The following is a 24154-nucleotide window of genomic DNA, read 5'->3' as shown; positions in this document are numbered from 1 at the left end:
GAGGGTTGGGGTGGGGGGCCTCTATCCGGCGAGCACCTTTGTCGAAGTTGGCCCTGTGCCTCGCCCCTCACCCGAATTCTCGCTTGCGAGAATTCGACCTCTCCCCGTGAACGACGGGGAGAGGTGAAGAACACACCAAGGAGAACTCCCATGGCTTCGGCTCAAGTGATCCGCCTGCATGCCGACGACAGCGTCCTGATCGCGCGCGCGAGCCTGCCACCGGGGTTGGAGGTGACCGAGGGCGTCACCACGGTCGATCGCATTCCGGCCGGCCACAAGGTCGCGATCAAGCCGATCGCGCAAGGCGAACCGATCCGGCGCTACGGCCAGATCATCGGCTTTGCGACGCAGCCGATTGCACCCGGCCAGCACGTGCACACCCAAAACTGCGGCATGGGCGATTTCGCCAAGGACTATGCCTATGGCGTCGACGTCAAGCCGGTGCCGAACTTCGATCTGCCGGCGACCTTCGAGGGCATCCGCCGCGCCGACGGCCGCGTCGCGACGCGCAATTATATCGGCATCCTCACCTCGGTGAATTGCAGCGCCCATGTCGCGGGCATCGTCGCCGACATGTTCAAGAAGAACCCGTTCACCGGCGACAGTCCGCTGGCCGATTTCCCGAATGTCGACGGCGTCGTCGCGCTGACTCACAAGACCGGCTGCGGCATGACCCAGGACGAGCCCTTGGCGCTGCTTCGCCGTACGCTCGGCGGCTATGCGCGACACGTCAACTTCTCCAACGTCATCGTGCTCGGCCTCGGCTGCGAGGTGAACCAGATCGGCGGCCTGATGCAGGAGCAGAAGCTTGCCGGCCGCCTGCGCGCGATGGACATCCAGGAGGTCGGCGGCACGCGCAAGACCGTGGAAGCCGGCGTTGCCTTCGTCAAGGAAGCGCTCGCTGATGCCAACAAGGTGAAGCGCGAGGCGGTGCCGGCAAGCGAGCTCACCGTGGCGCTGCAATGCGGCGGCTCGGACGGTTACTCCGGCGTGTCCGCCAATCCGGCGCTCGGCGCGGCGAGCGACCTCTTGGTTCGTCACGGCGGCACGGTGATCCTGTCCGAGACGCCGGAGACCTACGGCGCCGAGCATCTGCTGACCCGCCGCGCCGTCAGCCGCGAGGTCGGCGAGAAGCTGGTCGGCCTGATGCGCTGGTGGGAGGAATACACCCAGCGCGAGGGCGCCGAGATGAATGCCAATCCGAGCCCCGGCAACAAGGCCGGCGGTCTCACGACGATCCTCGAGAAGTCGCTCGGCGCGATGGCCAAGGCCGGCAGCACCAACCTCGTCGACGTGCTGCGCTACGCCGAGCCGGTCACCAAGAAGGGCTTCGTGTTCATGGACACGCCCGGCTACGACCCGGTCGCCGCGACCGGGCAGGTCGCCGGCGGTGCCAATCTCGTCTGCTTCACCACCGGCCGCGGCAGCGTGTTCGGCTGCAAGCCGGCGCCATCGATCAAGCTCGCCACCAACACGCCGATGTACAAGCGGATGCAAGACGACATGGACGTCAATTGCGGCACCATCCTCGACGGCGAGGAGAGCGTGCAGGAATGCGGCCAGCGCATCTTCGACCTCATCCTCAAGACCGCCTCGGGCCAGCCGACCAAGAGCGAGAGTTTTGATTTCGGCGGCGCCGAGTTCGCGCCGTGGGTGCTGGGAGCTACGATGTAGGTTGGAAGCTACAATCCGGCCTCAACTCCGCCGTCGTCCCTGCGAAAGCAGGGACCCATAACCACCGGCCGTGGTGATGTGCAGGGCATCTGCCACCGAGCTTCATCGATAGATCATGCGGTATGGGTCCCTGCTTTCGCAGGGACGACGAATTCTATGGATACGGCTTCCCGCATTACGCTACGCTCCGTCCGGGCTACGGATTGGATGGAGGACGCATGCGTACGCTCCGTTTCGGCATTGTTGGATGCTTCGCATTCCTGGCCGCTTTGACCCTCGGTGTCGGTGTCGCCTCAGCCGACGCCGCAACCATCGTGGCGCTTGGCGCGAGCAACACCTACGGCAAAGGCGTGGCGCGCAACCAAGCCTATCCCGCGCAGCTCGAGGCGATCTTGCGGGCCAAGGGATTGAACGTCCGTATCGTCAACGCCGGCATCAATGGCGACACCACGGAAGGGATGCTGCAACGGCTGGACCGGGCCGTCCCGAACGGGACCCGCGCGGTCATCTTGCAGCCCGGCGGCAACGATCGGCGCAAGGGCAGCCCTGACCGGACGGCGGATATTCAAAGCCGTCTCAGCGCCCGTGGCATCACCGTGATCATGCTTGCCAACGGCATGTTGCACGGACTGCCCCATCAGCCCGATGGCGTGCATCTGACCCCTGAGGGCTATCATATGCTCGCCGAGCAGCTTGCGTCGCAGGTGTCAGGCGCGATCGGACGTTAGTCCCGTAGCCCGGATGGAGCGCAGCGAAATCCGGGACTCTTGCCGCGGAGAAGATCCCGGATTGCGCTTCGCTCCATCCGGGCTACGAGCTTCGCTCGTCGCTTGGGCACCCGTGCCCGTTGTTAGTGCTTGATCCATACCGGAACCAGTGTTCTGCTCAAAAAAGCTGCTGGAGTCCTTGGTCCGTGTCGATCTTCGTCGCACTGCATCACGTCACGCACTACAAATACGACCGGCCGATCGATCTCGGGCCCCAGACCATTCGGCTCCGGCCCGCGCCGCACACCCGCACGCCGATCCTGAGCTATTCGCTCAAGGTCACGCCATCAAATCATTTCGTGAACTGGCAGCAGGACCCGCAGGGCAACTGGCTGGCGCGCTACGTCTTTCCGGAGAAGGCGACCGAGCTCAGGGTCGAGGTCGACTTCACCGCTGAGATGACGGTGGTCAATCCGTTCGACTTCTTCGTCGAGCCCTACGCCAACAGCTTTCCATTCGCATATCCCGGCGATCTCAAGACCGAGCTCGCGCCCTATCTCGAGACCGAGGAGCCCGGGCCGTTGCTCGCGGCCTACCTGAAGGAGATCCCGCGCCAGGCCGACAGCACCGTCAATTTCCTGGTCGAACTGAACGCGCAGTTGCAAAAGAAGATCAGCTACGTGATCCGCATGGAGGCCGGCATCCAGACGCCGGAGGAGACGCTCGCCGCTTGCTCCGGCTCGTGCCGCGACTCGGCATGGCTCCTGATCCAGACGCTGCGGCATCTCGGGCTCGCCGCGCGCTTCGTCTCCGGATACCTCATTCAGCTGCGGCCCGATATCGATCCGCTGGAGGGGCCGCGCGAGGTCGAGAGCGATTTCACCGATTTGCACGCCTGGGCCGAGGTCTATCTGCCCGGCGCGGGCTGGATCGGTTTCGACGTCACATCCGGTATGCTCACCGGCGAGGGACACATTCCGGTCTGCGCCACGCCGCACTACCGCTCGGCTGCGCCGGTGACCGGGACGGCAGGCGCGGCCAATGTCGAGTTCGGCTTCGAGATGAGCGTCAAGCGCATCCGCGAGGCGCCGCGGATCACGAGACCATTTTCGGATGCATCCTGGGCGCGGCTCGACCGGCTCGGCGAGCAGGTCGATGCCGACTTGGTGAAGGACGACGTGCGGCTCACCATGGGCGGCGAGCCGACCTTCGTTTCGGTCGACGATCTGGAATCGCCGGAGTGGAATGTCGCCGCGGTCGGCCCGACCAAGCGCACGCTCGCCGACGAATTGATCCGCAAGCTGCGCACGCGGTTCGCGCCCGGTGGCCTGCTGCATTACGGCCAGGGCAAATGGTATCCCGGCGAGAGCCTGCCGCGCTGGGCGTTCGGCCTCTACTGGCGCAAGGATGGCAAGCCGATCTGGAAGAACGCCGATCTGATCGCGTCGATCGAGAATCCGCGCAAGGCCGAGGTTGCCGATGCCGAGCGCTTTGTCGTCGGCACCGCGAAGAAGCTCGGACTCGGCGCCGACTATGTCATGCCGGCTTATGAAGACCCGGCGTTCTGGCTGCAGCGTGAAGCCGGGCTGCCGGCCAACGTCACGCCCGATAACTCCAAGCTGACGGATGCCGAAGAGCGCGCGCGCCTGGCTCGGGTGTTCGACGAGGGATTGACGACGCCGAAGGGTTTTGTGCTGCCGATCCAGCGTTGGACACCGCTTGCCGATAAAATCCCTGCGCGCTGGCGCAGCGAGCGCTGGAAGATCCGTCGCAGCCATCTGTTCGCATCACCCGGCGATTCGCCGCTCGGCCTGCGGCTGCCGATCGGCTCGCTCGAACATGTCCCGCCGGAGGACTATCCTTACATCGTCGAGCAGGATCCGATGGCGCCGCGCGAGGCACTTGCCGACACGGAGCTGAAGCAGGCGCTGAAGGACATCCCCGAGCCGCTGCCGGTGCGCACCGCAATGGCGATCGAAGTCCGCGACGGCGTGCTCTGCGTCTTCATGCCGCCGGTCGAAAAGGTCGATGACTATCTCGAACTGATCACGGCAATCGAGGCGACCGCCGAGGAAATGCAGCTCGCGGTGCATGTCGAAGGCTATTCGCCGCCGTTCGACCCGCGCGTCGAGGTGATCAAGGTGACGCCGGACCCCGGCGTGATCGAGATCAATGTGCAGCCGGCGCAGAGCTGGCGCGAGGCCGTCGACATCACCCTCGGCCTCTACGAGGACTCCGCGAAGACACGGTTAGGGGCCAACCGCTTCCTGATCGACGGCCGCCACACCGGCACCGGCGGCGGCAACCACATCGTTGTCGGCGGCAGCAAGCCGGAGGATTCACCGTTCCTGCGCCGGCCTGATCTGTTGAAGAGCCTCGTGCTGTATTGGCAGCGGCATCCGTCGCTGTCCTATCTGTTCTCCGGCATGTTCATCGGTCCGACCAGCCAGGCGCCGCGCATCGACGAAGCGCGGCATGACGGGCTCTATGAGCTCGAGATCGCGCTGTCGCACGTGCCGCCGCCGGGCATGGACGCGCCGCTATGGCTGGTCGACCGGCTGTTCCGGCACATCCTGGTCGACATCACCGGCAACACCCATCGCGCCGAGATCTGCATCGACAAGCTGTATTCGCCGGACGGGCCGACCGGCCGGCTCGGCCTGGTCGAATTCCGTGCGCTCGAAATGCCGCCTGACCCCAGGATGTCGCTGGCGCAGCAGCTCTTGATCCGTGCGCTGATCGCAAAGCTGTGGCGCGAACCGCAGCAGGGCAAGTTCGTGCGCTGGGGCACCGCGCTGCATGACCGCTTCATGCTGCCGCATTTCCTCTGGGAGGATTTTCTGGGCGTGCTCGCCGAGCTCAAGCAGTCCGGCTACGACGTCGAGCCGGAATGGTACCAGGCCCAGCTTGAATTTCGTTTCCCCGCCTTCGGCCGGGTCCACCATGGTGGCGTCGGCCTCGAGCTGCGGCAGGCGCTCGAGCCCTGGCATGTGCTGGGCGAGGAGGGCACCTCGGGCGGCACCGTGCGTTACGTCGATTCCTCGGTCGAGCGGTTGCAGGTGAAGGCCACCGGCTTCGTCGAGGGCCGCCATGTCGTCACCTGCAATGGCAGGCGGATGCCGATGACCGAAACCGGCCGCGCCGGTGAAGCGGTTGCCGGCGTCCGTTTCAAGGCCTGGCAGCCGGCCTCCGGCCTGCATCCGACCATTCCCGTGCACGCGCCGCTGACCTTTGACCTGATCGATACCTGGAACGGCCGCTCGCTCGGCGGCTGCGTCTATCATGTCGCCCATCCCGGCGGCCGCAACTACGAGACCAAGCCGGTCAATTCCTACGAGGCCGAGGCGCGGCGGCTGGCGCGCTTCCAGGAACACGGCCACACCCCCGGCAGGATCGAAACGCCACCGGAGGAACGCACAATTGAGTTTCCCTTGACCCTCGACTTGCGGACGCCGCTCCTGCACTAATTGGAGCGTTCTCCAGCGAACTGGGGTGCAGGGGAAGTGTAATGACCGTGTCGGGTGGCCGGGGCAGCAGCCAAGGCAGCAGTCAGGAGAGCCGGGCCCGTCCCGGTCAGCGCCGGATGGCGCAATGGACCCGCGACTATGTCCGGCTTCCGGGCATTCCCGACGAATATATCGCCGAGAACGGCGCGCCGCGGCCGGTCTGGGCCCGTTTCTTCGATGCCTTTGCCGGGCTGTCGCCGGCCGACATCGAGCGTCGCTTCGCCAACGCGGATCGTCACCTGCACGAGGCCGGCGTCACATATCGGGCGCCGGGCGATACCTCGGACCGGATTTGGCCGCTCAGTCATCTGCCGCTGATCATCGACGCGGCCGACTGGCGGCAGCTCGCCGCCGGCGTCGCGCAGCGCGCGCAGCTCCTGGAAATGGTGCTGGCTGATCTCTACGGCGAGGGCCGTCTCGTTGCCGACGGTGCCATCCCGGCCGCGGCGATCGCCGGCAGCAGCGAATATCTGCGCGCGGTCAGCGGCATCAAGCCACCGGGCGGCCGCTACCTGCATCTCTACGCCGCCGACATCGGCCGCGGGCCTGACGGCCGCTGGTGGGTGCTCGGCGATCGCACGCAGGCGCCGTCGGGCGCGGGCTATGCGCTGGAAAATCGCCTGGTACTGTCGCGCGCCTTTTCCAATCTCTACAAGTCGATGAATGTCGAGCGCGTCGCACCGTTCTTCGAAGCGTTCCGCGATTCGCTGCGCGCCAGCGCCGATCGCGACGAGCCGCGGATCGGCCTGCTCACGCCGGGCGCGTTCAGCGAGACCTATTTCGAGCATGCCACGCTGGCGCGCTATCTCGGCTTCCTCTTGGTCGAGGGCGACGATCTCGCGGTCTCCGGCGACCGTATCCACATCCGCACCGTCGCCGGATTGAAGCGGCTCGACGTGCTGCTGCGCCGGGTCGATTCCAACATGCTCGATCCGCTCGAGCTCGATGCGTCGTCCTATCTCGGCGTGCCCGGTCTCGTCGAAGTGCTGCGCAAGGGCGGCGTCGTGGTCGCCAACATGCCGGGCTCGGGCGTGATGGAGGCGAGGGCGCTGCTCGGCTTCCTGCCCAATCTGTGCCGGCGTCTGCTCTCTGAAGACCTGATGATGCCGCATATCGCGACCTGGTGGTGCGGCCAGAAGTCGGCCCGCGAGCAGGTGCTGTCACGGCTCGACGAATTCGCGATCGAAGGCGCCTATGGCCGCGGCGTTGCGGATTTTCCCGGCAACGGCCCGGTGCTGCCGGGCGAGCTCTCGGCCGCGGACCGCGACCGCCTGAAGGATGCGATCAGCCATCGCGGCATCGATTATGTCGGACAGGAACTCGTCCGCCTCTCGACCACGCCGGTGTGGGAGAACGGCCGCATCGCGCCGCGTCCGTTCGTGCTGCGGGTGTTCGCGGCGGCGACGCCGAGCGGCTGGACCGTGCTGCCCGGCGGCTTCTGCCGGATTGCCGACCGGGCCGATGCACGCGCGGTGTCGATGGGCGATGGCGCGGTGTCCGCCGACGTCTGGGTGGTGTCCGACAAGGCGGTCGCGACCTCGACCTTGCTGCCGGCGGTCGACACGGTGCGCATCCGCCGCATCGCCGGCGTGCTACCGAGCCGCGCCGCCGACAATCTGTTCTGGCTCGGCCGCTATCTCGAGCGCGCCGAGGCCACCATTCGCCTGATCCGCGCGCTGTGCACGCCGCTGCGCGATCCGGCGCGGGCGAATGTGAACGGCAACGCGCCGGCGATGCATTCGGCCGAGCGCATCCAGCGCCTGCTCGTCACCTGGGGCGCGGCCTCGCAGACCGCGCGCGCCAATCCCGCCAAGGTCGCGCTCGAAGCGCTGCAGAGCGAGGAGAAGTTCGGCTCGGCGCTGTCGCTGGTGCGGTCGGCGCAGCGTACCGCGACATCGCTCCGCGAGCGGCTGTCGCCGGACGCCTGGCAGGTCATCACCGAGATGGCCGACCGCCTCGCGATCGAGGTTCATGACGATGACGGCGTGGTCAGCGCCGCCGAGCTGACCTTGCAGGAGCTCGCAAGCTTCGCCGGCCTCGCGCAGGAGAACATGAACCGCGCCGCCGGCTGGCGCTTCCTCGAAATGGGCCGCCGCGCCGAGCGCGCCATCAACACCACGCGCTTTGCCCGCCAGTTCGCCTATGACGAAGCCGGCGACGAGGACCTCGACGTCCTGCTCACGCTGGTCGATTGCCAGATCACCTATCGCTCGCGCTATCTGGTGCAGCCGCTGCTGACCCCGGTGCGCGATCTCGCGGTGCTCGATCCCTACAATCCGCGCTCGGTCGCATTCCAGGTCGCAGCGCTGAACGAGCATATCGCCGCGCTGCCGAGCCTGAAGGAGCACGGCCTGATCGAGCGGCCGCAGCGGCTCGCGGTCGGCCTCGAGGCGATGTTGACGACGGCCGAAGCGTCGAGTCTCGACGTCAAGACGCTGTTCGCGCTGGAGCAGGACCTGCTCAACCTCGCCGACGCGGTCGGGCTGCATTATTTCCCACATGGACCGAATGCCAGCCGGCCGGAGAAGCTCACGGGGCTGGCGTGATCTACGACATTCGCCACGTCACGACCTACAGCTATGAGACCCAGGTCAGCTTCGCCCGCTGCGCGCTGCGGCTGGAGCCGATCAGCGGCGACGGGCAGCAGCTGATCTCCCATTCGGTCGAGATTCGCCCGAGGCCGGCGGAGTGCACCGCGCGGCGCGATTTCTTCGGCACGCTGACCGAGAGCGTCCTGATCGAGAGCGCGCATCGCAGCCTTCGCATCGATTCCCGCTCGCGGGTCTCGGTGGCGCGACAGCCGCCGGCGCGTGACGCCGTCAGCCCGCCCTGGGAGAGCGTGCGTGACAATGCGTTCGAGGCATTGAGCCTCGATGCGGCCTCGCCGGTCGGCTACGTTTTCGCCAGTGCGCTGGTGCCGGTGCTGCGGCCGGTGACGGCGTACGCTTCCGCGAGCTTCTCGCCTGACAGCGGTATCCTCGCCGGAGCGGCCGACCTGATGCACCGCATCCGCAGCGACTTCAAATACGATCCCAAGGCGACCGTGATCTCGACGCCGCTTCGCGACGTGTTCGAGAAGCGCCACGGCGTCTGCCAGGATTTTGCTCATGTGATGATCGCCGGGCTTCGCGGCCTCGGCCTGCCCGCGGCCTATGTCAGCGGTTATCTGCGCACCATTCCGCCGCCGGGCCAGCCGCGGCTGCAGGGCGCGGACGCAACCCACGCCTGGGTGTCGGTCTGGTGCGGCAGCGAGCTCGGCTGGGTCGGATTCGACCCGACCAACGATCTCATGGTCGCCAACGATCACATCATTCTCGCGATCGGCCGCGACTTCGCCGACGTCTCGCCGGTCGACGGCGTCATCGTCGGCGCGCGCAAGCAGAAGCTCACCGTCGCGGTCGACGTGCTGCCGGTGGAGTGAGTGGAGCGAGGCAAGACCTCGGGTCAGGCCGCGTGCCGCTTGCCCGATTTGTCCCACCCGATCGGGCTGACGATGACCCGGTCGCGGCCTTCGTGCTTGGCTTGATACAGCGCCAGGTCCGCGGCCTTGAGCAGATCGCGCGAGGTGCGCTCGTGATCCGGGACGAGGCAGGCCAATCCGATGCTGACGGTCGGCAACTCATTCTGGGACCCGCGCTCGGCCGTCAGCTTCTCGCGGATGCGTTCAGCAACCTCCAACGCGCCCGCCTTGCCGATGCCGGGCAGCAGCACCGAAAATTCCTCGCCGCCATAGCGCGCCCCGAGATCCGTTGCGCGCTTGGTGCAGGCTGCAATGCATCGTCCCACGGTGGCGAGCACGGCGTCGCCGGCCTGGTGGCCGTAGGTGTCGTTGAAAGCCTTGAAATGATCGACGTCGATCATCAGCAGCGACACCGGCGCCTTGGCGCGCATGCCGCGACGCCACTCGGCCTCAAGGGTATCGTCGAGACGGCGGCGGTTGGCGAGGCCGGTCAGCGCATCCGTGCTTGCGAGGTGTGCGAGCCGACCTTCGGCGGCGGCGCGCCGTTTGAGGGCGGCGAGCAAATAGAACATCAGGACGATCGAGAAGCCGCAGAGCGCTGCCACTACGCTGCCGATCAGCCAGACCTGCTGCCACCAGTCGGCATAGATGCCATCGAGCGCGAGACCTTCGGCGATGATCAGGGGATGGTGTCCGACCGCCTGGAAAACATAGAGCCGGCCGACATGATCGACGATCGATTTCGTCGTGTAGAAGCCGGATTGCCGTGCCGGATACTGCTTGAAGACCTGCGAGTCCCTGATGCTCTGCCCGATCTTGCCGATGTCGAACGGAGCCCGCATCAGCATGACGCCGTTGGTATTGAACAGCGCCATGCTGTCGCCGAAGCCGAAGTTCAGCTTGCGAAACAGATTGTGGAAATAGCTGAGCCGCATGCTGCCCGCGACCACACCGGCAAACGATCCGTCGTCATTGCTGATGCGGCGGCTCAAGCTGATCAGATATTCGCCGTCTGGCGTAACCCAGGGCGCGCTGATGAACAATCCGCTGTTCGCTCGCGTCCGATGCACCTGGAAGAAGTCGCGGTCGGCGTAGTTTGCGGTGCGGGGCGTCAATGTCCGGGAATCGAGCGTGACGTCTCCCGCCGTATTCAGCACGAGGATCGAGCCGAGATCCTTGGCGGTGGCGGCGCGGTCGAACAGCACGACCTGGCGAAGCTCCGGGCTGACCTTGCCGAGCTCCGGCAGCTTGACGCCGTCAGCGACGGCTTGCAGCGAGAGATCATAGAGTTCGATGTTGCGGTCGATCTCGCTTGCGATGGAGGCGACGAGGTTGGTCGCGCCCTCCTTTGCATGCTCATAATCCTTACCGGCCATCTCCCAGAGAATGGACGCGCAGATCGCCGAAAAGCACAAGACGAGCCCGATCCCGAGCGCAAGGAGCCGTTTGGTCGGCACCGCCTTCGGCTTTGACAACAGCCCGTTCATTGCTCGCTTCCACTACCCCGCGCCCCCGCGCTCTGACACTTTCTATGGAGGCATCAAATTGAGAAAGGCGACCTCAAGAGCGGGCAATTTGTGCGCGCGGGTTGGGGAAATCTTAACCATTCCGGATTGGCCGGAACCTGTCGCGGGCCCCCGACGGTGCGTCTGACCCCGTTCAGGTCCCGGTCCGCCGCAAGTCCTCGGCGGCATTGCTGCGCAGATTGCGGAAGAATTGTTCGACTTCGCGCGACAGCGTCTCGGCGGTTGCGGTCAGATCGTTCGATGCCGCGAGCACCGATTCCGCCGCCTTGCTGGTCTGGTCCATGTCGTCGCGGAGCGAACCGACATTCGTCACCAGGGTTTCGTTGCCCTGGGCGGCCATCTGCGCGTTGGCGGAGATTTCGCGCGTGGCCGCGTCCTGCTGGCCGATCGCGCTGGCGATGTTGGCGGTGACGTTGCTGATCTCGCGCACCGCCTGGCCGATCTCGCGCACGGCGGCCACCGAGTTGCGGGTCGAGGCCTGGATCAGGCCGACATTCTCGCTGATCTCGGCGGTTGCTTTCGCGGTCTGTCCGGCCAGCGCCTTGACCTCGTGCGCAACGACCGCGAAGCCGCGGCCGGCATCGCCGGCGCGGGCGGCTTCGATGGTGGCGTTGAGCGCGAGCAAATTGGTCTGCTCGGCGATCGCCTGGATCAGGCTCAACACGCCGTCGATGCGCTGCGTGGTGGCGGCAAGGCTCTCGATCTCGGTGATCGACCGGTCGGTGCGCGCACCGGCCTGATCGACGGCGCCGGAGGACTGCTTGACCTGGCGGCCGATCTCCTCGACCGAGGCGGAGAGCTCTTCGGCTGCACCCGCCACCGCGGAGACGTTGCTGGAGGCCTGTTCGGTCGCGCCTGCTGCCGCAACCGCCCTGCCGTTGGCGTCCGACGCGACGGTCGCGATGGTCTGCGCGGTTTGACGCATCGTCGTAGCGTTGTCGTGCACCGCGCGGAGTACGTCACCGATCGTGCCGCGGAACGTCTCGACGAAGCTCTCGATATGGCGGCCGCGGGCGTCGCGCGCCTCGGAGTCGCGCACGACTTGCGCGTTCAGGCTGCGATTGCGATCCATCGCCTCCTGGAACACCTTGATGGCGCGCGCCAGTGCGCCGATCTCGTCGCCGCGATCGACATGCGGCACGTCGACATGGTCGGCGCCTTCGGCGACGTGCTTGATGGTCGTGGTGATCTGCGACAGCGGCCGCGCCACCGAGCGCGCAATGATCAAGACGCCGAGCACCACCACGATCAGGGCGGCGGCGCCGAGCCCGGTCAGCAACAGCGCCAGCTCACGGTTGGTGTCGGTCTGTTGGGCCAGCTTCTTGCTGCGCTCGGCGTAAACCTTGGAAAGCGCTTCGAGGTCCTTGTTCAGCGCGGTGCGCACGTCGCGGTTGGCGTCGTTGTCGCCCCACTCACGGCCGGCTGCCGCGCCGATCTCGATGCCGCGCCGAACCAGCTCCTTGCGGAACTCGATGAACTGCTCGATGCGCTTCTTGAACACGGCGAATTCAGTGGCGTCGTCGGTCTGCACCAGGGTTTCCCAGTTCTTGACCACGCCGCGGATGCGCTCGTTGAACGCCAGCAGCCCGTCGCCGTATTTCTTCACTGCAGCCGGGTCGGTCGACATGTAGATGCCGCGGGATTCCATCACCACGGCATAGACCAGCGAGTTGACCCGCTCGACGTTGAGTGCGGCACGGCTGGCGAGGTCGACGGCCGCGGTCAGCTCGGCGTTACGCCTAGCGCTGTAGTCGGACAGGACGGTGATGGCCGCGGTCAGCGCCGCAATCAGCGCAAACGTCGAGTACAGCCTGGCAGCAAGCGAGAATCGGGACGCCATTGGAGGCCGGGACATGGAGATGGGGGATGTGGTGGGGGCGGGCATTGAGGGCACTCCAAGAGGCCGGGGAGCACCTTCGGCCGGATTAAAGCTTATGCAAAATCTTCATGGATAATTTCTTAACGCGCGCGCCTTGCGCGGCTGCAACCGTCAAAATCCCCAAATAATCCCAATGTCTTATGAGGGCCCCTGAGTCCGCCGGGTTCCAACTGTCGGCCGCCGTGTTGAATGAAGCGCCGCCATCATCATCACTCATCAACATCCCCGGGCGCGCAGCGCCAAGCTGATGGCACGACTTTCGCAAAGAGGTGCTAGGTTACGCTGCCCCAGCCCCACGCGACCTCCCCATGCTCTATCGTCACACCATCGACGCCACCAATTACGCATTCGACGATCTGCGCATCCTGCTTGCCAAGGCCTCGCCGACGCGCTCGGGCGACCGGCTGGCCGGCATCGCGGCCGACAGTGCCGCGGAGATGATCGCCGCGCGGCTTGCGCTCGCCAACGTTCCGCTCAAGCAATTCCTCGATGAGCCTGTCATCCCCTACGAGGACGACGAGGTCACCCGCCTGATCCTCGACAGCCACGACGTCGCCGGCTTCCTGCCGGTGTCGTCGCTCACCGTCGGCGGCTTCCGCGACTGGCTGCTGTCGGATGCCGCCACCACGGATGCGATCAGGAATATCTCGCGCGGCATCACACCGGAGATGGTGGCCGCGGTGTCGAAGCTGATGCGCAACCAGGATCTGATCCTGGTCGCGAAGAAGTGCGAGGTGATCACCCGCTTCCGCAACACCATCGGCTTGCGCGGGCGCATGGGCACGCGGCTGCAGCCGAACCATCCCTTCGACGATGCCAAGGGCATCATCGCCTCGATCCTCGACGGGCTGCTGCTCGGATCAGGCGATGCCTGCATCGGCATCAATCCGGCGAGCGACGATCCGAACGTCATCGGCACCCTGCTGCGGCTGCTGGACGATGTCATCACGCGGCTCGCGATTCCGACGCAGGGCTGTGTGCTCACCCATGTCACGACCACGCTCGGACTGATCGGGCAGGGGGTGCCGGTCGATCTCGTGTTCCAGTCGATTGCCGGCACCGAGGCGGCCAATCGCAGTTTCGGCGTCGACCTCTCGCTGTTGCGGGAGGCGCGCGAAGCCGGGCTGTCGCTGCGGCGCGGCACCGTCGGTGACAATGTGATGTATTTCGAGACCGGGCAGGGCTCGGCACTGTCGGCCAACGCCCATCACCAGGTCGACCAGCAGACCTGTGAGGCGCGGGCCTATGCGGTGGCGCGCGCGTTCGATCCGCTGCTCGTCAACAGCGTGGTCGGCTTCATCGGTCCCGAATACCTCTATGACGGCAAGGAAATCATCCGCGCCGGGCTCGAGGATCATTTCTGCGGCAAACTGCTCGGCCTGCCGCTCGGGATCGACGTCTGCTACACCAACCACGCCGAGGCCGATCAGGATGACATGGACAATCTCCTGACGCTGCTTGCCGCCGCCGGCGTGAACTTCATCATGGGCGTGCCGGGCGCCGACGACGTGATGCTGAACTATCAATCGACATCGTTTCACGATGCGCTCTACGTCCGCGACCTGTTCGGCCTGAAGCGGGCGCCGGAATTCGACGACTGGCTGTTGCGCGCAGGCCTCGCCGGGCAGGACTTCCGCCTCGTTGCCGATGCGGGACGTCTGCCCGACCTCGCTGCCAGGCTCCTGACCTGACGGGATAGCAGAATTCTGCAGAGCAACTATCTCGGCGTTGTGACGTTGGGTAGTGCCACAATGTTGAAGAATTTCTGGCCCAGCGTTCCGCGCCGTGGTTAGATTTACAGGTGCTTCGGGGTCTATTGATGAGAGCTGAGGGCATAAAGACAGCACGGCGTATCCTCTGCGTCTTTCCGCGCTATACGTCGTCGTTTGGGACCTTCGAGCACTCCTACCCCCTGACCGACGGCGTCAAGGCGTTCATGCCGCCGCAGGGCCTGCTGCTGATTGCCGCATACCTCCCCGAGAACTGGCCGGTCCGTTTCGTCGACGAGAACCTGCGTCCGGCCACGGTGGAGGACTTCGAGTGGGCGGACGCGGTGTTCGTCAGCGGTATGCACATCCAGCGCCAGCAGATGAATGACATCTGCCACCGCGCGCATGACCATGACCTGGTGGTCGCGATCGGCGGCCCGTCGGTCAGTGCGTGTCCGGACTATTACCCCTCATTCGACTACCTTCATGTCGGCGAGCTCGGCGATGCGACCAACGAGCTGATCAGGCGCCTGGCCGATGACACCAGCCGCCCCGACCAGCAGGTGGTGCTGAAGACCATCGACCGCCTGCCGATGACGGACTTCCCGCTGCCGGCCTATGAGCTCGCCGAAACCAAGAAGTACTTTCTCGGCAGCATCCAGTTCTCCTCGGGCTGCCCCTATCAGTGCGAATTCTGCGACATCCCCGGGCTCTATGGCCGCAATCCGCGGCTGAAGTCGCCGCAGCAGATCATCGCGGAGCTCGACAAGCTGCGCGCATGCGGCGCGACCGACACGGTCTATTTCGTCGACGACAATTTCATCGGCAACCGCAAGGCGGCGAGCGAGCTGCTGCCGCATCTGATCGAATGGCAGAAGCGGACCGGTTATGTCACGCGGCTCGCCTGCGAGGCGACGCTCAACATCGCCAAGCGGCCCGAGATCCTGGAGAAGATGCGCGAGGCCTTCTTCGTGACGATCTTCGTCGGCATCGAGACGCCGGATCCCGACGCGCTGAAGGCTATGCACAAGGATCAGAACATGATGGTTCCGATCCTGGAGGGTGTGCGCACCATCAATTCGTTCGGCATGGAGGTCGTCTCCGGCATCATCATGGGGCTCGACACCGACAAGCCCCAGACCGGGGACGCGCTCATCTCCTTCGTCGAGGAGTCCCGGATTCCGCTGCTCACGATCAATCTGCTGCAGGCGTTGCCGAAGACGCCGTTGTGGGACCGGCTCGAAAAGGCGGGGCGGCTGATCGATGATGAGGGACGCGACTCCAATGTAGAGTTCCTGCTGCCCTATGAGGACGTGGTGAGTTCCTGGCGCAAATGCATGGAGATCGCCTACGAGCCGAAGAAGCTGTTCGATCGCTATTTGCATCAATGCAACTACACCTATGCCAACCGCATCAAGGTGCCGGTCAGCCCGGAGATGAAGAGCTGGGCGAACATCCGGCGCGGCCTGATCATGCTGCGCAACATCTTCTGGAAGGTCGGCGTGCTCGGCGACTACAGGCGCGTATTCTGGAAGTTTGCGCTCGGCCGGCTCAAACGAGGCGATATCGAGGGGCTGATCTCGGCGACGCTGGTTGCGCACCATCTGATCACGTTTGCGCGCGCAGCCTCCAGCGGCCGGCAGAACGCTTCGAACTACTCGATCCGGCTGCGCGAGGCTTCCGTCCCCGCCGAATGACAGCATGACGACACCGCCGGCGCCAACGTCCCCATCGCTCCCCGATTTGCGTGACCTTACGCCGGCGCGCGTCGGGCTCGGCCGGTCCGGGGCCAGCCTGCCGACTGATGCGTTGCTCTCGTTTACGCTCGACCACGCCCGCGCGCGCGACGCCGTTCACGCGACGTTCGAAATCAGCAGCATTGCGGCCGGTCTTGCCGGCCTCGGCATCACGCCGCGCGAGGTGTCGAGCCAGGCGCACGACCGGCGCGACTATCTGCGCCGGCCGGATCTCGGTCGCATGCTGGATTCCCCATCGCGTCGCTCGCTGGAAAGCAGCGGCATCGCCGCGTGCTCCTGCGCCATCGTGATCGGAGACGGCCTGTCGCCGACGGCGGTCAATGTGCACGCCGTCGAATTGATTCGGCATCTCCTGCCGCGGCTTGCGGCCGACGGGATCGACACCGGTGCGGTGGTCGTCGCGTCCGGCGCGCGCGTTGCGCTCGGTGACGAGATCGGCGCCATCCTCGGCGCGCGCATGCTGGTGATGCTGATCGGTGAGCGGCCCGGCCTTTCCGCGCCCGACAGCCTTGGCGCCTATCTCACCTTTGCACCGCGGATCGGACTCACCGATGCCGACCGCAACTGCGTCTCCAACATCCACCGGGCCGGGCTGAGTTATCCGGAAGCCGCGTTCAGGATCTCCTGGCTTGTGCGCGAAGGCCTGGCACGCCAGATCACTGGGGTCGCGTTGAAAGATGAAAGCGGCGGTGGATCGTCACAGAATGCGCTCCCAGGGTGTGGCAAATCAGATACTTAATGGTGGGGATCGCCGGTTCCCCGCCAATTTGGTCGGAGCCTCGTGCTTGCGAGCACAGGGGCGGACGGGTAAAACCGGCGCCGGTCAATATTCGCGTGTTTTCAAGGACTAGCGCCGATCAGTTGCGCTCACCCGCCTCATTCGCGCCCCTAAAGCATGATCCGGAAAAGTGCGAAGCGGTTTTCCGGAAAGATCATGCGCAAACAAGGAGCTAAAGCGCGGTGACGATCCAAGCTGATCTCATCGCGCTTTAGACCCAAGCTAGACAGATTGAGCCGTTTTCAGAACTGGACAGGGCATGCTCGAAAAGAACTCCGAAAGTCAGGTCCACGTCGAGAAGGCCGAAGAGCCGCGGTCGGGACCCAGCATCGCGTTCGGGATCGAGCGTCTCGGCCTGATTCCGATGCGGGCGCCGATCCTGTCCTGCATCGTGCTCGTTCTGCTGTTGATCGGCGCCTTGTTCGGCGTGCATCGGATCAAGATCGACGATTCGCTGTCGCAGCTGTTCCGTTCCGAATCCAAGGACTACAAGCAATATGAGGCGGTGACCAAGCGCTTCCCGGCGACCGAGTTCGACGTTCTCGTCGTGGTCGAAGGCAAGACGCTGCTCGAGCGCGACAATCTCGGCAAGCTGCGCGACATGGTCACGGACCTGCAGCTCGTCGAGGGCGTGCGCGGCCTGGTGTCGCTGTTCTCCGCGCGCCAGGCGCCGGAGCCCGGCAAACTGCCGGCGGCGCTGTTCCCGAATGAACTGCCCGAGGGCGCGGCCTACGACAAGTTCGTCGAAACCGTCAAAAGCAACGAGATCATTCGCGGCAAGCTGTTGTCGGAGGACGGCACGCTCGCGCTGGTCGTGCTGTCGCTCGAGCCGGAGGTGGTCGGCAGCAACAAGCTCGGCAAGGTAGTCGGCGACATCAGGAAGATCATGGCCGACGATCTCGGCGGCAGCGGGCTCAATGCCCAGCTGTCCGGCGTGCCGGTCATGCAGCTCGAGATCCGCAACGCGGTCGAGCGCGACGGCCTGACCTACAACATCCTCGGCATCCTCGCGGGCTGCGTCATCGCCATCATCTTCTTCCGCAAGATATCCTTCATGGTGGCGGCGGCGTTCCCGCCGATGATCGCGATCCTGCTCGCGCTCGGTGGCCTCGGCTGGGCCAATTTCAATCTCAACATGTTCCTCAACGTGATGACGCCGCTCATCATGGTGATCAGCTTCTCCGACTCGATGCAGCTGACATTCGCGGCGCGCGACCGGCTGATCGCGGGGCAAGACAAGTTCACCGCGTTCAAGAACGCGGTGCTGGTGGTCGGCCCGGCCTGCGTCCTGACGCACGGTACGGCGGGCATTTCCTTCATAGCGCTGCAGTTCTCGGACTCCGACCTGATCCGCAAATTCGGCGAGGCCGGACTTGCGGCGACCATCATCGCGCTGGTCGCGGTGCTCTCGCTGGTGCCGGTGTTCGGCATCCTGCTGGTGCGCAACGAGAAGGTCTTTGCGGTCAAGTTCCAGAGCGCGGATGCCGGCGTGCAGGCGCTGCGCAATTTCTGCTACTGGATCGCGGTGCGCATGGTCGGCCGTCCCGGGCTGTTCAGCCTGCTCGCGCTGATCGTCGTCGGCGGCCTCGGCATCATCTACGCCAATCTCGAGCCGCGTTACCGGCTCGCCGACCAGGTGCCGGACAAGCGGCAGGCGGTGGCGGCGTCGAGCCGGCTCGACGCCAAGCTGACCGGCGCCAATCCGGTCGACGTGCTGATCGAATTCCCCAAGGGTCAATCGCTCTACTCGCCGGAGACGCTGAAGACGATCGCCGACGTTCACGCGATGGTCGAGGACAGTGCCGGCGTCGGCAACGTCTGGTCGCTGGAAACCTTGCGGCGCTGGCTCGCCGAAAAGGCCGGCAGCAACGATGTCGCGACGCTGAAGGAATATGTCGGCGTGATTCCCGAGCATCTCGTGCGCCGCTTCATCTCGAAGGATCAGGACGCGGTCGTGGTGTCAGGCCGGGTTCCGGATCTCGATTCGAGCCAGCTGCTCCCGGTGGTGAACAAGCTCGATCACTCGCTGGACAAGGTGCGCGCCGAGCATCCCGGCTACGAGATTGCCGTCACCGGCTTGTCGGTGATTGCCGCGCGCAACAGCGCCAACATGATCGAAAAGCTCAACCGCGGCCTCACCGTCGAGTTCGCGCTGGTTGCGATCTTCATCGGGCTGGCATTCCGCTCGATCGTGGTGATGTTCTCCTGCATCCTGCCCGGCATCTTCCCGGTGGTGCTGTCAGGCACGGTGCTGTGGCTGCTCGGGGAGGGGCTGCAATTCGCCAGCGTCGTGGCGTTGACCGTGTCGTTCGGCCTCGGGCTGAGCGCCACCATCCACTTCCTCAACCGCCTGCGGCTCGAGACCAAGCCCGGGGTCACGCCGGAACTTGCGGTCGAGCGCGCCACCGTTCTGGTCGGTCCCGCGCTGATCCTGACCACGGTGGTGCTGGCCTGCGGCCTCGTCGTCACCGTGTTCTCCGATCTGCCGTCACTGCGCCTGTTCGGCTGGCTCAGCGCGTTCTCGATGGTCGCAGCGCTGGTCGCGGACCTCTTCATCCTGCGGCCGACCTCGATGTTCCTGATCAACCTGTCGCAGAAGCTCCGCGGCAGGGGCGGGCAACCCGCGCCGATCGAAAAGGCCTGATCCCGACAATGAAAAGGCCCGGTTCCGAAGTGCAGGGAACCGGGCCCTTTTGTTTGTTAGCGAAATCGATCGGGAGTGTCAGGTCTTCGTCATCGTGATCGTGACGCCGCGAATCTCGCCCTTGGAGTCGATCTGCACCACCTGCTTGGAGCCGTTGGTCTGCAGGTTCAGGTTGGCGGCAAAGCCGGATGCCTCGACGAACACGTCGATCCGGCCGCCACCCGCGGTGCCCTGCAAATTGCCGAAGATGTTGCGGCTCGCCTCGCTCCAGTTGCCGGAGATCCGGTCGCCTTGGCTGGTGACGTCGCTGGAGAGGTCGAACTTGTAGCTGTCGCTGGCGCAGTGCAGGGTCTGCTTCAGGTTCAGACCCGATGGCGCGACCTTGTAGTCCGCCTTGCAACGAATGCGTTCGGTCGTGCCGTTGGACAACGCCACGGTGCCCGTGCCGGTCCAAGAGCCGGCAAAACCGGCAAACGGGCCGCTGGCCTGGGCATGGACCGCGGAGGCGGACAGCATCAGTGCGGCGCCGACGCCCACAGCTCGGAGGGCCTGACCATAAAGGCTGGAACCAAACAGTTTCATTGTGAATTTCCCATCAAAATCAACGCCTCTTTCGCAAGAAAGCGTCTCGCCGCATCGAAGGTTTAGTGTCACCCAAGAATGTTAGGTTCAAACGACAGAGGCGGCGTGCGCCACGCCTTTCGTCATCGAACAGAATCAGAAACCGTTGGCCTCATGATGGCATCTAGCTTTGCGCGAGTACCATCCGCAATAGCCAAGCGCGACAAAGTGATGGCGTGAATCAGTGTTGTGGATCAATGACTTAAGTGGGGGTTTACAGCGCCGCAAATTTAGCCGCATTTAGCAGTGCTTGTCGTCAATCCGTTGCCGCGTTACGTGGCGTCTGCAATCCCCAAAATCCGTCCCGGCCCTGCCGAAACGCTTTCGGGAACAGATTTTCTGCTGTCGGAAATGAAGGAATACGATGCGTAAATTTCTCTTGGCTCTTGCCCTGTTGTCGATCCCGCTCGCGTCCAGCGCCGTCGCCCAGCAGCAGCAGGGACGCGGTACACCCGATGAGCAGAAGGCCTGCACGCGCGACGTGCAGCGTCACTGCCGCTCCGTGATCGATCAGGGCGACTTCACCATTCTCGCTTGTCTGCAGCAGAACCGCAGCAAGATCAGCGCCGCCTGCGACCAGGTGCTGAAGACCCACGGCCAATAAGACCGAATTCAGGTCTCAAGGGACCGCTATCGACACCGCGGCTGGCTCCGTGCCGGCCGCGGCTGCATATGCTGGCGGTCACAGATAGCATTGGTTTTGGTGGCGTATTCCCCTATATGGGGCTCGCAAATCCCCCGCATGCGCCTGACGGTTCGCGCCTGCGTCGTGCCATGACCAGTGTAGCCCAAATTTCCCATGACCACCGCGAGCGACCTGCGATCCGGAAAGACCCACCGCGACGAGAATTTTCCGGTCGCGTCGTGGATCATTCATCCGCGGCATCGTGCCCTGATCCTGGCCTTCTATAATTTCGTCCGCACCGCCGACGATATCGCCGATCACGCCACGCTGCCGGCCGACGAGAAGCTGCGCTATCTCGACCTCATGGAGGCCGAATTGCTCGGCAACGGCGAGACCCAGCAGGAAGCGGTCAATCTGCGCCGGGCCTTCGCCGAGCGCAGTATGGCGCCGCGGCATGCGCTCGACGTGCTGGTCGCGTTCCGCCTCGACGTCACCAAGCTGCGCTACGAAACCTGGGACGACGTGATCGACTATTGCCGCTATTCGGCGATGCCGGTCGGGCGGTTCATGCTCGACGTCCATGGCGAGGATACCTCGACCTGGGCCGCGTCGGATGCGCTCTGCGCGGCCTTGCAGATCAACAATCACCTGCAGGACTGCGGCAAGGACTACCGCAACCTGAACCGCGTCTACCTGCCGCGCGATGCGCTCGCCGCCGCGGGCGCGACCGTCGAGATGCTCGGCGAGGCGAAGTCGCAGCCGGCCCTGCTCAAATGCCTGCAGGCGCTCGCGGTGCGCACCGCCGTGTTGCTCGACCAGAGCAAGTCGCTGGCCGCCGAAGTGAAGGACTTCCGGCTCGGGCTCGAAATCTCCGTGATCCAGGCCTTCGCCGACAAGATCGTCAACATGCTGAAGGTGCGCGATCCGCTCAGCGAGCGCGTGCATTTGAGCAAGGTTGAACTGCTGCTGCAGAGCCTCGGCGGCGTCGCCGGCGAGACCGCGCAGCGCGCGACCGGACGGCGTGCGATCTCCAAGACGGCGGCAGGCGCATGAGTGCTGAGGCGGCGGCCAACGCGAATTACGGAAGCACCGCGTCGGGCAGCTCGTTCTATGCCGCGATGCGCATCCTGCCGCACGCGCAGCGCGAGGCGATGTTCCAGATCTACAGCTTCTGCCGTCAGGTCGACGACATCGCCGATTCCGACGGTCCGCGGCCGGAGCGCCTGGCCGCGTTGCAGCAGTGGCGCGACGACATCGACGCGCTCTATGCCGGGCATCCGCCGGAGCGACTGAAGGACTATGTCGCGTCGGTGAAGACCTTCGGCCTGAAGCGCGAGGATTTCGTCGCGATCGTCGACGGCATGGAGATGGACGTGCCGCAGGACATCCGCGCGCCGGATCTTGCGACGCTCGATCTGTATTGCGATCGCGTGGCGAGTGCGGTCGGCCGGCTGTCGGTGCGCGTGTTCGGCCTGCCCGAGGACGATGGCATCCAGCTCGCGCATCACCTCGGCCGTGCACTGCAGCTCACCAACATCCTGCGCGACATCGACGAAGATGCCGGTCTCGGCCGACTCTATCTGCCGCGCGAATGGCTCTGGCACGCCGGCATCACCAACAACGACCCGGCCCGCGTCACCGCCGACCGCGCGCTGCCGAAGGTGTGTGCGCCGCTCGCCGAGCGCGCCAAGGTGCATTTCCAGAAGTCCGACGAGATCATGAAGCGCAATTCGCGCCGCGCCGTGCGCGCGCCGCGGATCATGTCGAAATACTACCGCGCGATCCTCGATCTCTTGATCGCGCGCGGCTTCACCGCCCCGCGTGCGCCGGTGCGTGTGTCCAAGGCGGCCAAGATCGGCATTCTTCTTCGTTACGCGATCATCTGATGCAAAAGACCGTTCATATCATCGGTGCCGGTATTTCCGGCCTCTCCGCCGCCGTGCGGCTCGCCAATGGCGGCTACAAGGTCGCCGTCCACGAGGCGACGCAGCAGGCCGGCGGCCGCTGCCGCTCCTATTTCGACGCCGCCACCAATCTCACCATCGACAATGGCAACCATCTCCTGCTGTCGGGCAATCGCCATGCGCTGAGCTACGCGCGTTCGATCGGTACCGAGGCCGGCCTGGTGGGGCCCGCGCGCGCGCAGTTTCCGTTTGTCGATCTGGCCTCTGGCCAGCGCTGGCAGCTCGACCTCGGCGATTCACGCCTGCCGCTGTGGGTGTTCGACGAGGCGCGCCGCGTCCCGGACACGACCTTGCGCGACTATCTCGCATTGGCGCCGCTGGCCTGGGCCGGCACCGAGGCGCTGGTCGGCAACACCATTCCCTGCAAGGGCACGCTGTACGACCGCCTGGTGCAGCCGCTGCTGCTCGCCGCACTGAACGTCGATCCGCCGGAAGGCTCGGCCGGGCTTGCCGGCGCCATCGTGCGCGAGACGCTGCTCGCGGGCGGGCAGGCCTGCCGCCCGCTGATCGCGCGCGACGGCCTGAGCTCGGTCCTGATCGAGCCGGCCGTGAAGCTGCTGCAGGAGCGGGGCCACAGCGTCCAGTTCAGTCACGAATTGCGTACGCTTGGCATGTCCGGTGATCGCGTCACGGAGCTCGATTTTGGCGGCGGTGACAAGATCACGCTGGCGGCCGGCGATGCTGTCGTGCTCGCGGTGCCGCCGCGCGCTGCGGCCGCTCTGCTGCCCGGCGTGAAAACCCCGACCAAATTCCGCGCCATCGTGAACGCGCATTTCCGCGTCGATCCGCCGCGCGATGCCGCGCCCATTCTCGGCGTGGTCGGCGGCCTCGTGGAGTGGTTGTTTGCGTTCCCGCAACGGCTGTCGATCACGATCAGCAACGGCGACCGCCTGGTCGACATGCCGCGCGAGGAGCTCGCGCAGGCGATCTGGCGGGATATCTGCAAGGCAGCCGGCGTGTCCGGCGAGTTGCCGCCCTGGCAGATCGTGCGCGAGCGCCGTGCCACATTTGAGGCGACGCCGGAGCAGAACGCGCTGCGACCTGGGGCCGCAACGGCGCAAAAAAACCTGTTCCTTGCCGGCGACTGGACTGCTACCGGGTTGCCGGCAACCATCGAGGGATCGGTGCGGTCGGGTGATCGCGCCGCCGATCTGGTTCTGGCCACGCGCTAGATTCGAGATTCGACCTGCTGGAGCATTTTCGAGCGAAGTGGTCACCGGTTCGCGTCAAGAAAATGCGACCGACAAATGAATGAGAACATGATCCGATTTGATCGGATCATGTTCGGGAGCGGCCACGGCTTT

17 protein-coding genes are annotated in these 24154 nt (G+C 65.2%); 13 read left to right on the top strand and 4 right to left on the bottom strand.

Annotated features, from left to right (window positions below):
* Window positions 1-150: 150 nt before the first annotated feature.
* The 5 genes from FBZ93_RS05710 (at window position 151) to FBZ93_RS05690 (ending at window position 9308) form a co-directional block, all read left to right on the top strand.
* Window positions 151-1674 carry a UxaA family hydrolase gene (locus tag FBZ93_RS05710; protein WP_146984974.1) on the top strand — a complete coding sequence of 508 codons (1524 nt, stop codon included), beginning with the start codon at window positions 151-153 and terminating at the stop codon, window positions 1672-1674.
* A gap of 203 nt (window positions 1675-1877) precedes the next feature.
* Window positions 1878-2402, top strand: coding sequence for a GDSL-type esterase/lipase family protein (locus FBZ93_RS05705; RefSeq protein ID WP_246667376.1), 525 nt, complete (start codon window positions 1878-1880; stop codon window positions 2400-2402).
* A 185-nt stretch (window positions 2403-2587) separates the two neighbouring features.
* The gene (locus FBZ93_RS05700; protein ID WP_146984973.1) at window positions 2588-5848 is read left to right on the top strand and encodes a DUF2126 domain-containing protein; all 3261 of its coding nucleotides are present in this window, start codon (window positions 2588-2590) and stop codon (window positions 5846-5848) included.
* 116 nt (window positions 5849-5964) lie between these two features.
* Window positions 5965-8433: a circularly permuted type 2 ATP-grasp protein gene (locus FBZ93_RS05695; protein WP_433995388.1), complete on the top strand. Its 2469-nt coding sequence runs from the start codon at window positions 5965-5967 to the stop codon at window positions 8431-8433.
* Window positions 8430-9308 (top strand): transglutaminase family protein, encoded by an 879-nt coding sequence (locus FBZ93_RS05690; protein ID WP_146984971.1) that lies wholly within the window; start codon window positions 8430-8432, stop codon window positions 9306-9308. Before FBZ93_RS05695 ends, FBZ93_RS05690 begins: the two co-directional genes overlap by 4 nt.
* Before the next feature lie 23 nt (window positions 9309-9331).
* On the opposite strand, the gene FBZ93_RS05685 is transcribed toward FBZ93_RS05690, so the two are convergent.
* The 3 genes from FBZ93_RS05685 to FBZ93_RS40510 all read right to left on the bottom strand — a co-directional run bounded on the left by FBZ93_RS05685 (window position 9332) and on the right by FBZ93_RS40510 (window position 12969).
* Window positions 9332-10834, bottom strand: a complete 1503-nt coding sequence (locus tag FBZ93_RS05685; RefSeq protein WP_146984970.1) for a sensor domain-containing diguanylate cyclase — start codon at window positions 10832-10834, stop codon at window positions 9332-9334.
* A gap of 172 nt (window positions 10835-11006) precedes the next feature.
* A complete protein-coding gene (locus FBZ93_RS05680) occupies window positions 11007-12713 on the bottom strand; it encodes a methyl-accepting chemotaxis protein (RefSeq protein ID WP_146984969.1) in 1707 nt (568 codons plus the stop codon).
* A gap of 85 nt (window positions 12714-12798) precedes the next feature.
* Window positions 12799-12969, bottom strand: a complete 171-nt coding sequence (locus FBZ93_RS40510; RefSeq protein ID WP_167528938.1) for a hypothetical protein — start codon at window positions 12967-12969, stop codon at window positions 12799-12801.
* A 91-nt stretch (window positions 12970-13060) separates the two neighbouring features.
* Here FBZ93_RS40510 and FBZ93_RS05675 point away from each other — a divergent pair, with 91 nt between their 5' ends.
* The 4 genes from FBZ93_RS05675 (at window position 13061) to FBZ93_RS05660 (ending at window position 19640) form a co-directional block, all read left to right on the top strand.
* Window positions 13061-14443: an ethanolamine ammonia-lyase subunit EutB gene (locus tag FBZ93_RS05675; protein ID WP_146984968.1), complete on the top strand. Its 1383-nt coding sequence runs from the start codon at window positions 13061-13063 to the stop codon at window positions 14441-14443.
* Between the two features lie 128 nt (window positions 14444-14571).
* Window positions 14572-16158, top strand: a complete 1587-nt coding sequence (locus FBZ93_RS05670; protein ID WP_146984967.1) for a B12-binding domain-containing radical SAM protein — start codon at window positions 14572-14574, stop codon at window positions 16156-16158.
* Window positions 16159-16162: 4 nt separating this feature from the next.
* Complete coding sequence (gene eutC / locus FBZ93_RS05665; protein ID WP_146984966.1) at window positions 16163-16957, top strand: ethanolamine ammonia-lyase subunit EutC; 795 nt, start codon at window positions 16163-16165, stop codon at window positions 16955-16957.
* Between the two features lie 298 nt (window positions 16958-17255).
* A complete protein-coding gene (locus FBZ93_RS05660) occupies window positions 17256-19640 on the top strand; it encodes an efflux RND transporter permease subunit (RefSeq protein ID WP_146984965.1) in 2385 nt (794 codons plus the stop codon).
* Window positions 19641-19718: 78 nt separating this feature from the next.
* On the opposite strand, the gene FBZ93_RS05655 is transcribed toward FBZ93_RS05660, so the two are convergent.
* Window positions 19719-20222, bottom strand: a complete 504-nt coding sequence (locus tag FBZ93_RS05655) for a hypothetical protein (protein ID WP_146984964.1) — start codon at window positions 20220-20222, stop codon at window positions 19719-19721.
* A gap of 403 nt (window positions 20223-20625) precedes the next feature.
* On the opposite strand from FBZ93_RS05655, the gene FBZ93_RS05650 reads away from it, so the two are divergent.
* The 4 genes from FBZ93_RS05650 (at window position 20626) to hpnE (ending at window position 24022) form a co-directional block, all read left to right on the top strand.
* Window positions 20626-20865: a hypothetical protein gene (locus FBZ93_RS05650; protein WP_050420121.1), complete on the top strand. Its 240-nt coding sequence runs from the start codon at window positions 20626-20628 to the stop codon at window positions 20863-20865.
* Window positions 20866-21060: 195 nt separating this feature from the next.
* A complete protein-coding gene (hpnC, locus tag FBZ93_RS05645; protein WP_146984963.1) occupies window positions 21061-21939 on the top strand; it encodes a squalene synthase HpnC in 879 nt (292 codons plus the stop codon).
* A complete protein-coding gene (hpnD, locus tag FBZ93_RS05640; RefSeq protein WP_146984962.1) occupies window positions 21936-22772 on the top strand; it encodes a presqualene diphosphate synthase HpnD in 837 nt (278 codons plus the stop codon). The genes hpnC and hpnD overlap by 4 nt, the downstream gene beginning before the upstream one ends.
* The gene (hpnE, locus tag FBZ93_RS05635; protein WP_146984961.1) at window positions 22772-24022 is read left to right on the top strand and encodes a hydroxysqualene dehydroxylase HpnE; all 1251 of its coding nucleotides are present in this window, start codon (window positions 22772-22774) and stop codon (window positions 24020-24022) included. Before hpnD ends, hpnE begins: the two co-directional genes overlap by 1 nt.
* Window positions 24023-24154: the final 132 nt, after the last annotated feature.

Origin of the sequence: Bradyrhizobium macuxiense (genome assembly GCF_007993935.1) — a bacterium.
In the GTDB taxonomy this organism is placed as follows: domain Bacteria; phylum Pseudomonadota; class Alphaproteobacteria; order Rhizobiales; family Xanthobacteraceae; genus Bradyrhizobium; species Bradyrhizobium macuxiense_A.
The sequence above is the reverse complement of the archived record's forward strand: the minus strand, read 5'-3'. Positions and strand labels throughout refer to the sequence as shown.